Genomic DNA, 15,102 nt, shown 5'->3' with positions numbered 1-15,102 from the left:
TTTCATTCGGGGAAAGTCACAACAGTCACTTCTGTCACGCACCATTGCATCTGAAGTGTCTGACACGGTCGTCTTCGTATCGCCGCAGCGGGGCCGCGGCGTTACCTAATTGGGATCTCAAATCGGACACGGAAATCCGCAGGCCGTGCTCTTATACGCGCGCGATTAAGGGCCGGTTGCCGGTAGGCCAGTGTACTGAGGAGTATCCAATTTCGGTACCGGTAAACCGCATCGGACCAGCTCAAAGCGCGGAACACGGTCAATCCGATAGGTGGTGAACTCGTAGGCGTGTAGCAGGTTCGAGGCAAACAGCCGTAGTGACAGCGGCTTACGGATCGAACTCAGCATCGCGTCCGTTTGAGGACACTTGAGCGCCTCCACGGCCTCCGCCACCCAGTCCTGATCGATGTACCGAGGGATATATGGATAGCGCTTGAGCCAGGGCCCGTCGGCAATCACCCAGTCCGGGAAGAGATTCTTGTCATGGCCGATACGCCCGTCCGTGATGCGCGCCGTATGCGCCGCCAACGGATTCGCCAGGCCGATCTGGTCCACAATCCGCACGTCCAGCCCCAGATTCATGCCGAGCATGCCCAGGTTGGTGAACAGCACCGCGTGCGGCCCGCGATACCCGTGCGGAATCGGAGGCGGCGGCGGGATGGCCGGCACCACATCCCATTGGTCGTAGTTCCCCGACGGGAGCAGTAGCGCTCCATCTGGCGTGTTGTCGATCGCCACCAATACCGCGCGCATACGCGGGTAGTTCAGGTAGTCCGCGGCGGTCAGCGGATGTGCGACACCGGTCGCCTGTGCATAGAAACGCCGCTCATCGACGATGCCGCTGTAGGTGACCTTGGTGCCGTCACCGCCCATTCCCGGAGAGTTGGCCGCCCACACCGCCCAACCGGCAATACCAGCGAACAACCCGACGGTGAGCCCGGTGAGCAGACCGGCCTGCCTGCGGGTGAAGGCCGCACTGTCTGGAGCCGCCAGTGGAACCACCGCGATCGGGATCAGCAGGCAGAACACCGGGGTCAACAACACGCGCGCATGCATGAAGTCCCCACCCTGACGTATCCAGTACACGCCTTGGATGAGACCACTGCCAAGCATGAAAATGACTACAGCCGTGGGGTTTTGAACAAGCCGCGCCAGCCAGCCGTAGCCGGGGGCAGCCACCTGACGCACCCACCATTGGCCGCGACGGGCCTGGAGGGCCGCCGCGCCGAGCGCGATGAGAAGAACCGTCGGAATCCAGATGAGATACGGCGAGTTCATGTTCTGCAGATAGACGAAACCCTGACCCCACTTGGAGCCGGAGGCGTCCTTGGCGATCGCCGTACTCGGCACGATCAGGCCGTAATAGCCCATCCGGAAGACCTGATACAGCACCGGCAGCGCGCCACCGGCTATCACGATGTACACCCGACTGGTGAACCCGCGCGCGGCGATCAGCATCATCACCAGGAAGCCGCCGCCGATAAGCGCCAGCTCCGGGCGGATCAGCACACTCAGCCCGGCCATGAAGGCCAGCCCTATCGTGAACCGCTTGCCGACAACATCTTTCCGGTCTTTTCGATCGGTATGAACGATTCGGGGGTCCACCGGCTGATGTGGGCCGCCGCGTCGATCGAGGGTCACCGGCATGCGCACCGCCTGCGCCCAGATCACCATCATGAGCCACAGCCCACCCAGATACGCCAGCACCAAACCGTTTTCGAGGCCGGAGGTCGCGAAATCGCGCGCCGGAGGAATGGCGATGTACACCAGCATTCCGGCAGGAACCATCACCGCCGCACGCCCGGCAAGTAACGGCGCATAGAGCCGAGCGGTGCCGAAGATGGCGAGCACGACGCCGACCAAACTCAGCACCAGCGACAACGTCAGCGCCACGTACTCCAGGCGCATACCGCCGCCGGCCCAACCCCCGAGGTACGTCAGGTACGTCCATACAGTGGAGGTGTTGGCCTCCACCCGCTCGCCCTTGTTGAACACAGGGCCGTTGCCCGCCAACAGATTGCGCACCGTACGCAGCACGATGAGTCCGTCATCGGCAATCCAGCGCCGCTGCCAAGCGCCACATCCAAACAGTGCCACCACGGTGAGGGCGCTGACCCACACCGTGAAGCGTGTCAGCCCGTTCGTACCCGGGCCGGGTTGAGTTTTAGGAGAAGTAGAAGGCCGCACCGAGGGATCCGATCCATGCGACGAAGAGGAACTGCAGCACCCTGTCTCCCAAGGCGACCTCCTCGGGCTCACCCGCCTCGCCCCCGTCGACATCGACCGCGTACCGCAGAATCGCGATGGTGAACGGGATCATCGATGCCACGAACCACGATCCAGCGCGGTGATCGCGCTCAAAGGCCCAGAGGCCGTAGCAGACCACGATTGCCGTGGCCGATAGCGTCCACACAAATCGCAGATAGCTGGAGGTGTAACCCTCGAGCGACTTACGGATCTTGGCACCGGTCTTCTCGACGATCTGCAGCTCGGCATACCGCTTACCTGCAGTCATCATCAACGAACCGAAGGCCATGATCAGCAGGAACCATTGCGACAGGTACACCCCGGCCGCCACGCCACCGGCGATGGCGCGAATGAGATACGCCGAGGAGACGATGCAGATGTCGATGACCGGCTGGTGTTTGAGCCCAAAACAATAGGCCAGCTGGATGGCGATGTAGATCGCTATAACGATGACAAGATTGATGTTGACCCGAGATCCGATGCCCAGCGACCCGGCGGCCAGCACCACCGCAAGCCCGTATGCGGCGGGTATCGGTAGCACACCCGCGGCGATGGGCCGGAAACGCTTGGTGGGGTGCTGGCGGTCGGCCTCGACATCGCGGGCATCGTTGATCAGGTAGATCGAGGATGCGGCCATGCTGAAGGCAACAAAGGCAATGGCGACCCGGATAAAAATGCTTCGGTAGTCGTGCGGCGCGATATCGCCGAGGGCCGCCAGCGGGGCCGCGAAGACCAGAATGTTCTTGACCCACTGGCGGGGGCGCACGGCCTTGACGAGCCCCGAGGCGAGGTTCTTCGGCGGACCGGCAGACTGAACCTGGGGGTCCCTCCCGCTCACGGGGGATTCCTCACTCATCGCTGCTCCTTCGTGGACGCAATCCGACGGTCTGCTTCACGCACGACCAACCCTATAACCGCCCCGAGAGCCGCACCCGCGGCCACATCTGTGGGGTAGTGCACACCAAGAACCAACCGCGACAACGCCATCGGCGGAATCAGCAGCGCGGGCAAGGGCAATCCCGTCAGCGGCGCGAGCAACACAGCGGCCGCCGCGGTCGAGGTGGCATGCGAGGAGGGGAAGCTCAACCGGCTCGGGGTACTGACGTTCACCCGCACCGCCTCATGACTGGGACGGCGACGCCGCACCACACGTTTGATGATCACCGAGGCGGCGTGGGCACCGAAGGCGCCGGCCCCCGCTGCCAGCCAGCTGCGCCGCAGGGGCTTGTCGCGCTTGTTGATGGCGGCGCCTATCAATGCCGCGGCCACCCATCCGATGCTGTGCTCGCCGAAATGCGACAACCCGCGGGCAGTGCTGAGCACCCCGGGCCGTCCGGCGAGTGCCGACTGCACGGCGACGAGAACCGCGGTCTCTCCCTGCGGCGCGGTGACTTCGCCCGGCAGCAGACCGGTCATGCACTCACCCCAGGATTCACGGACTGCGGCGCCGTGTTGTCCTTACCAATGCCAAGGATGTTCTCCCACTGCTCTTTACTGGTCAGCGTCGGCAGCGCGTCGCGGTAGGTCTTGCGCATCTTGTTGAAATTACGCATCAGCTGCAGGTGGCGGCGCACCGACGCGCGCAGCAGCGCAAACATCTTGGCGCGGTCGCGCTGGCGGTACACCACACCCCGCCCGTCGGCGGTGGTCACGGTGACGCCATCGACACGACACAACAGGAACCAGCGAGCATCCTGGGTCGCCACATTCAGCTCCGGGCGCACGTGATGCGCGGGGTCTTCCTTCTTCAGCTGGTGCATCACACCGCGGGAGAGCCGTAACCCAATGGCGGGCAAGGAGACCGGCGGCTTGTGTACCTTGCGACGTCCGGACGGGGATGGCAGCGAGGTGGCCGTCGGGAGCACGACGGCGTCCGGGAACTCCTGGCGCATCTTGCGCACATCGGGCAGCGCCGACTCCAGGATCGATGCGATGTGCTCGGGCCCGGCCAGGAAGTCGTCGATGGCCCGGTTCTGGATGGCCACGGTCGAGTACTCCAGGCACAGCAGGTGCTTGAGGGTGGCCTTCAGCGAGCTGGCGAGCAGACCGCGGATCGGGTTGTCCCAGTGCAGTGCCGCAACCACCAGCCGGTTACGCAAATGGAAGTAGGCCTGCCAGTCGATGGCATCGTCCTTGTCGCTCCAGGCCATATGCCAGATCGCGGTGCCCGGCATGGACGCGGTGCCGTAACCGTGCTCGTTGGCCCGCAGGCCGTACTCGACATCGTCCCACTTGATGAACAGGGGCAGCGGCTGCCCCAATTCCTCGGCCACCGCACGGGGGATCATGCACATCCACCAGCCGTTGAAGTCGACATCGATGCGGCGGTGCAGCAGCCTGCTGCGATCATGCTCGATATCGTCGAGTGCGAACTCGGCGAAGTCGTGGTCATACTCGGCGAACGGAGCACTGGTCCACATGAAGTTGTCACGGTTGACCATCTCGCCCATCACATGCAGGTGCGAGGGCTCCTGCAAGTTGAGCATCTGGCCACCGACGAGCATGGGAGCCTTGGCAAACCGGCTCAGCGCCAAGGCGCGCAGGATCGAATCCGGCTCGATCCGGATGTCGTCGTCCATGTAGAGGATCTGCTCGCAGTCGGTGTTCTCGAGCGCCTCGTACATGACCCGGCTGTAGCCACCCGAACCACCGAGGTTCGGCTGGTCATACACCCGGAGCCGGTCGCCGAGCGGCCCGGCGGCGGCATCCCACTCGGGGTGATCCTTGGCCTTCTTGGTGCCCTGGTCCGGGACGATGACGGCGGTAATCACCTTGTCCACCTGCGGGTCCGAGGTGAGCGCCTTGAGGGCGTTCACGCAGTCTCCGGGACGGTTGAAGGTGGGGATGCCCACGGTGACGCTGGCCCGGCCGGGCGCGGCGCTCGGCGCGTACCAGCCCGCGTTGTGCACCGCGACCTCGGCATCGGAGGTGATGTCGAACCAGATCCAGCCGCCATCCTCGAATGCGTCCAGGCCGATCTCGAACTCGATCACGGCGTTCTGGCCACTGAACTGGGTGCCGCCCACGGTGATTCGAGCTCCGGTGGCCTTGGTCCGGTATACGTCAATGCGCCCGGCGCCACTCAGTTCAATGTGCAGCACCACGTTTTCCAGCGTCGACCAGCGGCGCCAGTAGCTCGCCGGGAAGGCGTTGAAGTACGTCGCGAAGGACACCTCGGACTCCGCGCCGATCTCCAGCGTGGTGCGGGTAGGCGCGTGTGCACGCTTGGCATTGGTGTCGGACTCGACGATGTAGAGCTTGCGCACGTCGAGTGGTTCACCCGGCCGGGGCAAGATCACCCGCGACAGCAGGCTCACCGCGTGCGACTCAGCCGAATCGATCGGACCAAATGGAATATCACTCATTGTCGTCACCTCCGGACAAGGGTGCACCGTCGGCCAGGTGCGGCGCGAGCACGTTGTCATACATGCTCAGCGCACTGGCAATCGCCATGTGCATATCGAGATATTGATAGGTACCCAGCCTGCCACCGAATAACACCCTGCCCGAAGCTGTTTCCTGCTTCGCTCGGGCGCGGTAGGCGGCCAGGACGGTCCGATCGGATTCGGTATTGATCGGGTAGTACGGCTCGTCACTCCCCTCGGCGAACCGCGAGAACTCCCGCATGATCACGGTCTTATCCGTCGGGTAGGCCCGCTCCGGATGAAAGTGACGGAACTCGTGAATCCGCGTGTAGGGCACGTCGGCGTCGTTGTAATTCATCACCGGGATCCCCTGGAAGTCTCCGGTATCGAGCACCTCGACCTCGAAATCCAACGTCCGCCAACCTAATCGGCCCTCGTCGTAATCGAAGTAGCGGTCCAGCGGTCCGGTGTACACGACCGGCGCATTGGGCGACTCCGTGCGCAGGTCTTCCCGGACCTCGAACCAGTCGGTGTCCAGGCGCACCTCGATCCGCTCATCGGCCGCCATGTTCTGCAGCCATGCGGTGTACCCGTCGACCGGCAACCCTTCGTAGGTGTCGTTGAAGTACCGGTTGTCAAAGGTGTAGCGCATCGGCAGCCGGGTGATGTTCCCAGCGGGAAGCTCCTTGGGATCGGTCTGCCACTGTTTCGCGGTGTAGGCCTTGACGAACGCCTCGTACAACGGGCGCCCGATCAGCGATATCGCCTTTTCCTCGAGGTTGGTGGCGTCCTCGGTGGCGATCTCGGCGGCCTGCTCGGCAATAAGTGCCCGGGCCTCGTCGGGGGTGAAGTAACGGCCGAAGAACTGCGACACCAGCCCCAGACCAAGCGGGAACTGGTACGCCTGCCCCTTGTGCAGCGCGAAGACGCGGTGCTGGTATCCGGTGAAGTCGGTGAACTGCCGCACATAGTCCCAGACCCTCTTATTAGAGGTGTGGAACAGGTGGGCGCCGTACTTGTGTACCTCAATACCGGTCTGCGGTTCCGGCTCTGAGTAGGCATTGCCGCCGATGTGGTGGCGGCGCTCGACGACAAGCACTCGCTTGTTCAGCTGAGTGGCGGCACGCTCGGCGATGGTGAGGCCGAAAAACCCGGATCCGACGACGATCAGGTCGAACTGTTGGTTTTCTCCGGTCACGTGCAGTCAGGGTACTGGACCCCCCTGCCATCGCCGGGCAGGGCGCTCGCTCGCGGCCGCCAGCGCGACGTACCCATCTGATCGCAATTGGCTCACGATTTGATTTCGTCCCACTAGTAACACCAGTAACTCTGGTTACCATCGAAAGCGTTGGTTCCGGTGCCGATCCGCCGATCCGACACCCGCGGGAAATCCCGCGACATCACACGCAAAACCGCAGAACACCATAAGTGATCGACCCGATATTGAGGAGACTTCCGTGCCTAATAGTCGCCGCCGCCGGCTTTCGACAGCCTTGAGCTCGGTCGCCGCGCTGGCCGTTGCAAGTCCGTTTGCCATCGCCCTCGCGACCAACATGACCCAGGCCGCCGCGCCCGCGCCCTCGCAGCAGGAATTCGTGCAGGCCGCGATCGTGTCCGACCTGCCCGGTGAGGTCATGGGTGCAGTTCAACAGATGACGTCGCAGTTCGGCGTCCAGATCCCCGGTCTGTCCGGTCTCAACATCCCCGGTTTGGGTGGTGGCGCGCTTGGCGGTGCCAACTCGGCGATTTCACCGGGTGGCCTCACCACGCCGGGCGGCCTGACCAGCCCGTCGGCGCTGACCAACCCAGCGCTGACCAACCCGGGCCTTACCAGTCCGACCGGATCCACTACCCCGGGTCTTACCGACTCGGCGTTGACCAACCCCGGCCTCACCAACCCAGCCGCTCCGGCGACGACCGCGGGGCTCACTCCCGCAGCGGGTACCAGTGCGACGGGTGTGAACCCGGCTCTGACCGACCCGGCCGCGACCGGGGGGCTGACATCCCCCGCCGGTGAAATCCCGATCACGCCGAACCCGGCGCTGGGCACCGGCCTGACCAACCCGGCCCTGGCCGATCCCGCGCTTGCGGGCCTCGGTACCCCCGGGCTCGGCGGCGGCAGTGGACTGGGCGGCGGCAGCAGCCTGATCAGCGATGCCATGTCGGCCGTCAACCAGCTGGGTATCACCCAGGCGGTCGACCTCATCAAAGGCGCCATCCCGGCGGCCGCCTCCGCGGCGGCTCCGGCTCCGGCCGGCTGATCCACACAAGCTAGATAGCGAAACGACACCGCAGGGCACAGAGGCTCTGCGGTGTCGTTGCGTGTGATGAACCCGTCAAATATCAAGATCGCCCATTGGCGCGTGTCGAATCACCAGTCACATTTGTCTCATACGTAACATTCCTGGTGGTCGTGTCACTCCGTGTGACACGTCCGGTGTCATCCAGGAGATAAGACGTGCGCGTACGACCAGTACGACTCAGCAAGATGCCCGTGAAGCGGCAGCTTGCGCTGGCCGTTGCCGCGACCGCGACGGTAATGACCGTCAGCGTGGTCGATCACCTCAAGACCGAACAGGCCGACGAGACCGCCATCACCACGCAGTCACTGCAGAATGCCGCGACTCATGACGTCTTGACCGCTGAGGTGGGGCTGCCCGGCCCGAGCACCCCGGCCACCGTGCACGACATTCATCAGGCCGACTCCTTCAGCCTCATCGCGGTGCGCGGCGGGGACCTCGCCTCCGTCGACGTGTCGGTACGGGCACAACAGACCGACGGCAAATGGGGGCAGTGGTACGAACTCGATCCCGTGGAATCCGGTGATCCGACCGCCGAGCACAAGGGGATCCCCGCAGCGACGGAACCGGTGTTCGTCGGCTCCACCCATTCGGCGCAGATCGCGGTGCAACCCAAATACGGCGCAAACGTCAAGCCCCCGAGTGGCCAGGCGCAGGCCGCCGGTGCGGCCGCGCCCAGTCTGGGTTACCGGCCCGCGAGCATCGAGCAGCCGCTGACCACCGGACTCGATGCCATCCTCATCAGCCCCAAGCTGGCACCCGACGGCGGACGGTTCGAAGAACGGTGGTCGGCACCGGTGGCGCTGCCACAAGCGGGACCACGGATCGTCACCCGCGCCCAATGGGGCGCCAACGAATCGGACCGCTGCCCACCGGTTTTCAACAGGGACGTGCGCGCGGGGGTGGTCCACCACACCGCCGGAAGCAACAACTACTCGCCATACGATTCGGCCGCCATCATCCGGGCGATCTACGCGTATCACACCAAAACTCTCAAGTGGTGCGATATCGCGTACAACGTCCTGGTGGATAAGTACGGCCAGATCTTCGAGGGCCGCTTCGGCGGGATCACCAACAATGTGCAGGGCGCACACACCGGTGGATTCAACGAGCACAGTTGGGGCCTCGCGCTGATCGGCGACTTCACCCGTGACGAGCCTTCCCCCGCGATGCTGCAATCCGCCGGCCGGATGCTGGGCTGGCGGCTGCGGCTGGCCGGGGTGGATCCGCGCGGACAAGTGGACCTGGCTTCGGAGGGCGGCCCGTTCACCATGGTGCCTGGCGGAAAAGTCGTCACGCTGCCAACGATTTTCACGCACCGCGACGTTGGCAACACCGAATGCCCGGGTGAGGCCGCCTACCGTCTGATGCCCCGGCTGCGCGATATCGCGGCGGGTGCGGCCAATGGAGACCCGCCCGATCTGGTGGATTCGATGCGCGGTGGCGCCATCTACGACACCTGGATGCGGCTCGGCAGCACCGACAGCGACCTTGGTGCACCCACCTCCACTGAGCAGCAAGCCGCCGGCGACGCCCGCTTCGCCACCTTCCGCAATGGCGCGATGTACTTCTCCCCCGGCACCAGCACGCATCCCGTCGTCGGGGCGATCTACCACGCCTGGGCCGAAACAGATTTTGAACGTGGGCCTTTGGGCCTACCGGTGACCGATGAATTGAGCGAGCCGAACATCATCGTGCAGAACTTCCAGAACGGCTCCCTGATCTACGACCGGGCCAGTGGCCGGGTATCGAGTGTGGTCAGCGGGGAGACCCGTGAGGTGCTCGGGGTGGCACCGGTGGCGCCTAACGGCTTACCTGAACAGTTCTCAGCACCCGCACCCCCCGCGGCACCGCCACCACCCCCGCCAGCCCCTCCGCCTCCGCCACCGCCGATGGAGCAGTTCGTTCCCGCCGCCTAGGCATCAGCCGGAAGCGAGACGGGGCGTAAACGCCTCAGCCCCACCAGCGTTCGAGAACCTTAGCCACACCGTCGTCATCGTTGGTGGCCGTGACCTCGTTTGCCGCGGCGCGCGCGTCCGGGTGCGCATTGCCCATCGCCACTCCATGGCCGGCCCAGCGCAGCATGGCCACATCATTGGGCATATCGCCGAAGGCAATGACCGAATCCGGCTGCACCCCCGCTTGATCCGATACAGCGGCCAATCCGCTGGCCTTGCTGATCCCGGCGGGCATCACCTCGATGAGCCCGTTATCGGTCGAGTAGGTGATGGCCGCACCAGCCGCGAGCACCAGTGGTTCCAGCACCGCCGCCATATCCGAGCTGCGCGCTCCGGCCTTGCGCACCAATAGCTTCACCGCCGGAAAGCTCAGCAGATCGACCAGGGACACCTCGGTGTTATCGGGGTTCAACCAGGCGTGCTCGTATCCGGGCGAGCTCACAAACTGCGGCGTCGCGGCGTCGTGTGCACTACGGCCCACCCGCTCCACCGCCAGACCCGCCCCGGGAATGGCCGACTGCACGAGTTCAGCGAGCACGGCCAGCTCCTCTGCTTCCAGCGTCGCCGCCGATATGATCCGGTCCTTATCAGCGTCGTACAACACGGATCCATTGGCACACACTGATATTGGCGCAAAACCGAGCGCATCGACGATCGGGGTGATCCAGCGGGGTGGACGTCCGGTGGCAAGCACGAAGTGGGTGCCGGATTCGACGGCGGCAGTGATGACGGCACGAGTCCGGCCGGACAGCACCTCGTCGGAATCGATCAGCGTCCCGTCCACGTCGGACGCGATGAGCGCGGGATGGGTCATCGGCGACCCGGGTCTGTCCTCTTACGCGCACGCTCTGCCAGTTCAGCCTGATCCAAGAGCTGAGCTTCTTCCAGCGTCGGCGCGCTGCCACCCAGGCGACGCGGCAACCAGTAGGCACCGGGCTCACGTGAGTAATCGGCCTGCGCCTGCTCCAACAACTGCTCCATGACGTTATGCAATGCCGTGGTGGTCCTTTCAAAATCCTCGCTTGCGGCCAACGACGGCCCTACCACCACATTGACAGGAATCTTGCTGTGGCGCAGATTTTTTGGATGGCTCTTGGTCCAGATGCGCTGGGCACCCCATACGACGAGTGGGACTATCGGCACGCCTGCCTCATGGGCCATGCGGGCGGCGCCGGTCTTGAACTCCTTGAGTTCGAAGCTGCGACTAATGGTCGCCTCCGGGTACACACCGATGATCTCACCGCTTCGGAGGCTGCCCACTGCGGCCTCGTAGGCCCAGTGGCCCGCACTGCGGTCGACGGGAATCGCCTTGGTGTGCTTGATCAGATAGTTGACGATCGATACTTCCTGCATCTCGGCCTTGACCATGAAACGCAACCGGCGGCCCGCCTCGACGCTCGCCAACGCAGCCGGGAGAAAGTCGACGTAACCGGTGTGGTTGATCGCGATCACCGCACCACCACTGGCCGGAATCTCTTTCAGGCCTCGATATTCGATCTTGGCCCCGGTCAGGAAGACCGCTGTGTTGGCGGTCATCTCGAGGAGTCGGTAAACCGGTTCCATCTAGATTTCCTTCTGGGCCTGCTTTTCTGCCTCACGTGCGGCGCGCTGAGCTTTACGTTCGGCCGCGTCCTGGGCGTCCCATTGGGCGGCCTCGGCCAGCGTCGGCGCGGATCCACCCAGCCGATGCGGCACCCAGTACTCACCGGCCGGATGCTGGCCGTAATCGTCCTGCACCTCGAGCAGCAGGTGCTGCATGCGTGCATGAAGTAGCGCGGTCAGATCCGGGACCGACAGGGTCGGCTGAATGGGTGTGCCCACCGCGATAGAGATGGGAGTGTTGCTACGCCCCAGATTCTTGGGGTGCCCCTTGGTCCAGATGCGCTGCGCGCCCCAGATGACATGCGGGACTATCGGCACGCCGGCCTCGATGGCCATCCGCGCGGCCCCCGACTTGAACTCCTTGATCTCGAAGCTGCGGCTGATGGTGGCCTCCGGGTACACCCCGACGAGTTCACCGGCCTTGAGCTTCTCGACCGCCTCGGCGTACGAGGCGGACCCGTCGGTGCGGTCGACCTCGATATGGCCGAGCGAGCGCATGAGCGGCCCACCGATCTTATGGTCGAAGACTTCCTTCTTCGCCATGAACCGCACCTTGCGCCCCTTCTTCTGAAGGAACGCCGGCAGTCCGGCGAAGGTGAAATCCATGTACCCGGTGTGGTTGATCGCCACCACCGCCCCGCCTTCAGTCGGCAGGTTCTCGATACCCGTGACGGTGAACTTCAGGCCTTGAACAGCCCATACGGTGCGGGCAAGCCCGATCACCGTTCCATAGACAGGCTCCACGTGACGAGCCTAGCGCTGACCGTCCGCTTCGCGCACTCGAGATACCCGTCCTAGGGTCACTCAAGCCTATATCGTTCATAGTTGATACGATCGTATTTACTTTGATCATTTGGAGAAGGGTTGCAACATGAGGGTGATCGCATTGGGCGGGCCGGGAGCCATGGGCGCAGTAGCGGCGCGTGTCACGGCACTGCGCGGCGATATCGACGAGCTCGTCATCGCCGACCGCGACCTCGCCGCCGCAGAACTCCTTGCTGCGCAGCTTGATTCGCAATCGAGCACCCACGTCAACGCCACCCGTGTCGACGTCACCGACACCGCAATGCTTCGCGCGGCGCTCGACGATGCGGACATCGTCGTCAACACCGTCGGCCCGTACTACCGGCTCGGCCTCGCGGTGCTGCAAGCGGCCATCGAGACCCGCACCCACTACATCGACATCTGCGACGACTGGGAGCCCACCATCGAGATGCTCGCGCTGGACGGTTCCGCGCGTGAAGCCGGTGTCTGCGCCGTTGTCGGCATGGGCGCAAGCCCCGGCGTCTCCAACCTGCTGGCCACCCACGCCGCGCGCGAACTCGATGCGCTCGAGGACATCTACACCGCCTGGCCCGTGGACGTCGCCCAGCCCGCCAACTCCGATGACCCGTTCGCCACCCCGGACGGCAATCCCACCGCGGCGGCACTGCACTGGATGCAGCAGATCAGCGGGACAGTCGCGGTGGTGCGCTCGGGCGCACTGACGCATGAGCCACCGCTACAGGCGATACAGCTGGGGCTTCCGGGTGACCGCGCGGGCACCGCCTACACGGTGGGGCACCCCGAGCCGATCACCTTGAGCCGCACCCTGCGGCCCACCGGCGCCTCCGCCAACCTGATGCTGCTCAAACCCGCGACCGCGGCGTACCTCGACGCGATCCGTCGCGATATCGACCGTGGCCTGCTCACCAACGACACCGCAGCCCGCCTCGTCCACAAGCCGACGCTGGTCCGCGGAATGCGCGCGCTATGGCAGGGGAGGCAGTACGCGACCGCGGGCACGCTGCCGCACTTTTTCGCTGCCGCTACCGGACGCAAAGCGGGCCGACCCTGGACATCGGTGGCCCATATCGACCCCATCGCGATGCCGCCCGATATGGCCGAGGCCACCGGAGTTCCGCTGGCGCTCGGGCTTTCGCAACTACTTGTCGACTCCGCCCGCACACCGGGTGTGCACCCGCCGGAGACCGCCATCGATCCGGCCGTCTTCTTCAGCGATCTGGCCGCCCATGTCGGGCGTGATTCTGTAGTGGTGGCCGAACAGGGACCGGCGGCCTAGCGCTGCACGAGCCCGCCGCCGTCGGCAACGATCACCTGACCGGTGATGAACGAACCCGCATCCGATAGCAGCAGCAACGCCGGCCCGATCATCTCGTCGGTAGAGGCCAGGCGTCCCATGAACGACTGCGCGGCCATGGCATCGATGATCTCCTGCGGGTTCTGTTGCAGCATGTAGGTGTCGACGGTGCCGGGGGCCAAGGCGTTCACCCGGATACCGCGGCCCGTGTACTCCGCCGCCATCGACCGAGTGAACGACATGAGCGTGGCCTTCATCGCCGCATACATCGACAGCATCGGCACGTACTGGAATGCCGCCACCGACACCACATTGAGCACCGAGGCATGCTCGCTGGCCGTCAGGTGGGGCAGCGCCGCCTGCACCAGGAACACCGGCCCACGCACGTTGACGTCGAACGACTTGCCCAGCGCATCGGGCGTGTAACCGCCCATGGGCTGCGCGATCGGGTTGGCGGCCGCGTTGACCACAATGTCGACACCGCCGTACTCGTCGACCGTGCTCGCGACCAGCCTGTCGATATCCTCGAGATCTCCCATGTGGGCGGGCACACCGAGCGCCCGATACCCCTTGTCGTGCAGTTCACTCGCTGCCTGAGTGCAGGCGTCGGCCTTCCGGCTCGACACCACCACCGATGCCCCGCAGGCACCGAGGGCCTCCGCGATCGCATACCCGATTCCCCGGGTACCGCCCGTGACAATGGCGGTGCGGCCCGACAGGTCGTAAAGCGCTTGGAAGTCATTGAGGTTCACGCTCGGCACGCTACTCGCTGGCCAACAACCGGCAGACTGAAACGGTGACGATTCCGACCGAGCCGGTGGCCATCCCCGAAATCGTGTCGCAGCTCGCGGCGGGACGCTCGATACTCCCGGTGTGGAACAACGAAATTGGCGGTCGCACCTTCCAAATCGGCGATGGGCCCAGCCGCGAGTTCGTGAAGGTATCGGCGCCGCACCCGGAGATCGACCTACAGGCTGAGGCCGAGAAGCTCACCTGGACGAGCCAATACATGACGGTTCCCGTCGTGCTGGGCGTCAACACCGACACACCACTGCATTGGCTGCACACCGCCGGCATCCCCGGAGATAGCGCGGTGGCGCCCCGCTGGGTCGACAACCCTGAAACGGCAGTCCGCGCCATCGGTTCCGGGCTGCGTGCCCTGCACGACCGGCTGCCCGTCGAAGGCTGTCCGTACAGCTGGTCGGTGGCCGACAGACTGGCCCGCGTGGCGGACCACACCGACCTGACACCGCACCCGCCGATCGATCACCTGGTGGTCTGCCACGGTGATGCCTGTGCGCCCAACACTCTCCTCGACGACTACGGGAACTGGTCTGGGCATGTGGACTTCGGCGACCTGGGCATCGCCGATCGCTGGGCCGACCTCGCGGTGGCCAGCTGGTCGCTGGAATGGAACTACGGCGCCGGGTGGGATGCGACCTTCCTCGAGGCCTACGGCGTCACAGCAGACTCCGAACGCATGGCCTACTACCGGCGGCTTTGGGATGCCGAGGACTAGTGCCCGGGGCGGCGGGCAAATCTCCGTAATC

Annotated in this window: 13 protein-coding genes; 4 read left to right on the top strand and 9 right to left on the bottom strand. The window is 64.8% G+C overall.

All coding sequences use genetic code 11. From position 1 onward, the window contains the following. Positions 1-165: 165 nt before the first annotated feature. Genes zomB through glf form a run of 5 tightly spaced genes read right to left on the bottom strand, consistent with a single transcriptional unit; the run spans position 166 to position 6,810 of the window. Positions 166-2,187, bottom strand: coding sequence for a flagellar motor control protein ZomB (gene zomB / locus AB0H22_RS12470; protein ID WP_358146786.1), 2,022 nt, complete (start codon positions 2,185-2,187; stop codon positions 166-168). Further along, positions 2,165-3,103 (bottom strand): decaprenyl-phosphate phosphoribosyltransferase, encoded by a 939-nt coding sequence (locus tag AB0H22_RS12465; RefSeq protein ID WP_358146785.1) that lies wholly within the window; start codon positions 3,101-3,103, stop codon positions 2,165-2,167. Before AB0H22_RS12465 ends, zomB begins: the two co-directional genes overlap by 23 nt. Beyond that, the gene (locus AB0H22_RS12460; RefSeq protein WP_180750496.1) at positions 3,100-3,663 is read right to left on the bottom strand and encodes a phosphatase PAP2 family protein; all 564 of its coding nucleotides are present in this window, start codon (positions 3,661-3,663) and stop codon (positions 3,100-3,102) included. Before AB0H22_RS12460 ends, AB0H22_RS12465 begins: the two co-directional genes overlap by 4 nt. After that, the gene (locus tag AB0H22_RS12455; protein ID WP_358146784.1) at positions 3,660-5,612 is read right to left on the bottom strand and encodes a glycosyltransferase; all 1,953 of its coding nucleotides are present in this window, start codon (positions 5,610-5,612) and stop codon (positions 3,660-3,662) included. Before AB0H22_RS12455 ends, AB0H22_RS12460 begins: the two co-directional genes overlap by 4 nt. Continuing rightward, complete coding sequence (gene glf / locus AB0H22_RS12450) at positions 5,605-6,810, bottom strand: UDP-galactopyranose mutase (protein ID WP_358146783.1); 1,206 nt, start codon at positions 6,808-6,810, stop codon at positions 5,605-5,607. Before glf ends, AB0H22_RS12455 begins: the two co-directional genes overlap by 8 nt. Positions 6,811-7,069: 259 nt before the next feature. On the opposite strand from glf, the gene AB0H22_RS12445 reads away from it, so the two are divergent. Then, positions 7,070-7,873, top strand: a complete 804-nt coding sequence (locus tag AB0H22_RS12445; protein ID WP_358146781.1) for a hypothetical protein — start codon at positions 7,070-7,072, stop codon at positions 7,871-7,873. Positions 7,874-8,100: 227 nt separating this feature from the next. Then, positions 8,101-9,831 carry an N-acetylmuramoyl-L-alanine amidase gene (locus tag AB0H22_RS12440; RefSeq protein WP_358147030.1) on the top strand — a complete coding sequence of 577 codons (1,731 nt, stop codon included), beginning with the start codon at positions 8,101-8,103 and terminating at the stop codon, positions 9,829-9,831. A gap of 34 nt (positions 9,832-9,865) precedes the next feature. Here AB0H22_RS12440 and AB0H22_RS12435 read toward each other — a convergent pair whose 3' ends face one another. From AB0H22_RS12435 to AB0H22_RS12425, 3 genes are read right to left on the bottom strand one after another with little or no spacing between them, the layout of a single operon-like run. Next, a complete protein-coding gene (locus AB0H22_RS12435; RefSeq protein WP_180750493.1) occupies positions 9,866-10,684 on the bottom strand; it encodes an HAD family hydrolase in 819 nt (272 codons plus the stop codon). After that, a complete protein-coding gene (locus AB0H22_RS12430; RefSeq protein WP_358146780.1) occupies positions 10,681-11,433 on the bottom strand; it encodes a lysophospholipid acyltransferase family protein in 753 nt (250 codons plus the stop codon). Before AB0H22_RS12430 ends, AB0H22_RS12435 begins: the two co-directional genes overlap by 4 nt. Next, positions 11,434-12,216, bottom strand: coding sequence for a 1-acyl-sn-glycerol-3-phosphate acyltransferase (locus AB0H22_RS12425; RefSeq protein WP_180750491.1), 783 nt, complete (start codon positions 12,214-12,216; stop codon positions 11,434-11,436). Between the two features lie 127 nt (positions 12,217-12,343). Between AB0H22_RS12425 and AB0H22_RS12420 the strand changes: the two genes are divergently transcribed. Next, positions 12,344-13,534, top strand: coding sequence for a saccharopine dehydrogenase NADP-binding domain-containing protein (locus tag AB0H22_RS12420; protein ID WP_358146779.1), 1,191 nt, complete (start codon positions 12,344-12,346; stop codon positions 13,532-13,534). Here AB0H22_RS12420 and AB0H22_RS12415 read toward each other — a convergent pair. Further along, positions 13,531-14,304: an SDR family oxidoreductase gene (locus AB0H22_RS12415; RefSeq protein ID WP_358146778.1), complete on the bottom strand. Its 774-nt coding sequence runs from the start codon at positions 14,302-14,304 to the stop codon at positions 13,531-13,533. The two genes, AB0H22_RS12420 and AB0H22_RS12415, sit on opposite strands and share 4 nt — an antisense overlap. A 44-nt stretch (positions 14,305-14,348) precedes the next feature. Between AB0H22_RS12415 and AB0H22_RS12410 the strand changes: the two genes are divergently transcribed. Then, entirely contained in the window at positions 14,349-15,071 is a 723-nt protein-coding gene (locus AB0H22_RS12410; protein WP_180750488.1) for an aminoglycoside 3'-phosphotransferase, read from the top strand. Positions 15,072-15,102 lie beyond the last annotated feature (31 nt).

Source organism: Mycobacterium sp. NPDC050853, from assembly GCF_040653875.1.
Lineage (GTDB): Bacteria > Actinomycetota > Actinomycetes > Mycobacteriales > Mycobacteriaceae > Mycobacterium.
Note: the sequence above shows the minus strand (reverse complement) of the source record. Positions and strands in the feature narration are given on the sequence as shown.